Source organism: Haloferax sp. KTX1 (assembly GCF_902410085.1).
Taxonomy (GTDB): Archaea; Halobacteriota; Halobacteria; order Halobacteriales; family Haloferacaceae; genus Haloferax; species Haloferax massiliensis.
In genome coordinates this window covers 1-417 of the sequence record NZ_CABPRH010000267.1, presented here as the reverse complement: position 1 = coordinate 417, position 417 = coordinate 1, and the positions used below count along the sequence as shown (strand labels likewise).

Sequence of the window (417 nt, the reverse complement as noted above, 5' to 3'; positions counted from 1 at the left end):
ATCTCCGAGCCAGCGCCCGTCGCGCGGCTGTTCACAACCGAATCGCGCGTGGCCGCGCTCTATCGCGTCGACACGCTCGTGACCGTGCTGGATACCCGACTGTTCCTCGACGCATTCGCCGGCGAGACGCCGGCGCGTCGCGGTACTGTAGAAGCGAACGCCGACGGAGATGGCGACGGCGCAGCGGCCGACGACGCCGACCGCCCCCTCTCTGATCTCATGGTCGAACAGGTCGAACTGTCGAACGTCGTCCTCCTGAACAAGGCCGACCTCTGCTCCGACGCGGAACTCGACGAGGCCGAAGGATTGGTGCGGGCGCTCCAGCCAGACGCCGAGACTATCCGAACGACCTTCTCACAGGTCGACCCCGACCGGCTGTTCGACCGCGGGCTGTTCGACCAGCACGAAATCAACGAC

General features: G+C 66.2%; 1 protein-coding gene. It reads left to right on the top strand.

The features are described 5' to 3' along the window. Positions 1-417: GTP-binding protein (locus FY251_RS21770; RefSeq protein WP_148416989.1), on the top strand; the 417-nt coding region annotated here is incomplete at both ends.